This is a genomic window from Streptomyces enissocaesilis (assembly GCF_039533765.1).
Lineage (GTDB): Bacteria > Actinomycetota > Actinomycetes > Streptomycetales > Streptomycetaceae > Streptomyces > Streptomyces enissocaesilis.
In genome coordinates this window covers 1-939 of sequence record NZ_BAAAUD010000069.1, presented here as the reverse complement: position 1 = coordinate 939, position 939 = coordinate 1, and the positions used below count along the sequence as shown (strand labels likewise).

Genomic DNA, 939 nt, shown 5'->3' with positions numbered 1-939 from the left:
CTAGGCCGTGTCTGATGGTTCTTTGATGAGGTCGCGGAGCCAGATCACGATGGCTGCCGTGGCCAGGGTGCCGTTGAAGATGTAGTCGCGTTTGTCGTACCTGGTCGCGACGGCCCGGTGCTGTTTGAGCTTGCCGATGCAGCGTTCGACTGTGTTGCGCCGGCGGTACTGCTCGCGGTCGAAGGACGGTGGGCGGCCGCCGGCCCGTCCGCGTCGGCGGCGGTTCGCGCGCTGGTCGTCCGGCTGGGCGATTGTCGCTTTGATGCCGCGTTGACGCAGGTAGACGCGGTTCGCGCGGCTGGAGTACGCCTTGTCGCCGCGGGCCCGGTCCGGTCGGGTGCGGGGACGCCCGGCCCCGGTGCGGGCCACGTTCAGAGCCTGCATGAGCGGGATGAACATTGGGCTGTCGCCGCGTTGGCCGGGCGAGGTCAGCCAGACCAGGGGCCGGCAGCGGTCGTCCGCCAGCAGGTGCACCTTGCTGGTCAGCCCGCCCCGGGAGCGTCCCAGGGCCTCTCGGCCCTCTGAGTCCACACGTGTTCCGCCCCCTTTTCGGGGTGGTCGACCGGCGGGCGCTGCCGGGCTCCGGCCGCGTGCTGGTGGGCCCGGCAAGTGGTGGAATCGGCGTTGACCGCCCACGAGCCGTCCGCGCCCTGGGCGGTGGAGTCGGCGCCGGCCTGCAACGCCCGCAGGATCTTCGACCAGGTGCCGTCGGCCGACCAGCGGCGGTGGCGTTCGTAGATCGTCTGCCAGAATCCGTAGCGTTCGGGCAGGTCACGCCAGGGAATGCCGGTCCGGGTCCGGTAGAGCACGCCGTTGACCACGGTCCTGTGGTCGGCCCACCGCCCACCCGGCCCGCCAGTCTCCGGCAGCAGCGGGGCAATGCGATCCCATTGAGCATTCGTCAGTTCATGCCGACGCACCATGACGGACTCCTGCCCG

The 939-nt window shown here is 70.6% G+C and carries 1 protein-coding gene; it reads right to left on the bottom strand.

Going from position 1 to position 939, the window contains the following annotated elements; genetic code table 11:
- Positions 1 to 923, bottom strand: a protein-coding gene (locus ABD374_RS31540; protein WP_425577400.1) for an IS5 family transposase whose coding sequence is annotated in 2 segments (ribosomal slippage) — positions 1 to 561 and positions 564 to 923 — 921 coding nt in all. Because the reading frame shifts where the segments join, the coding sequence is not laid out codon by codon here.
- Positions 924 to 939 lie beyond the last annotated feature (16 nt).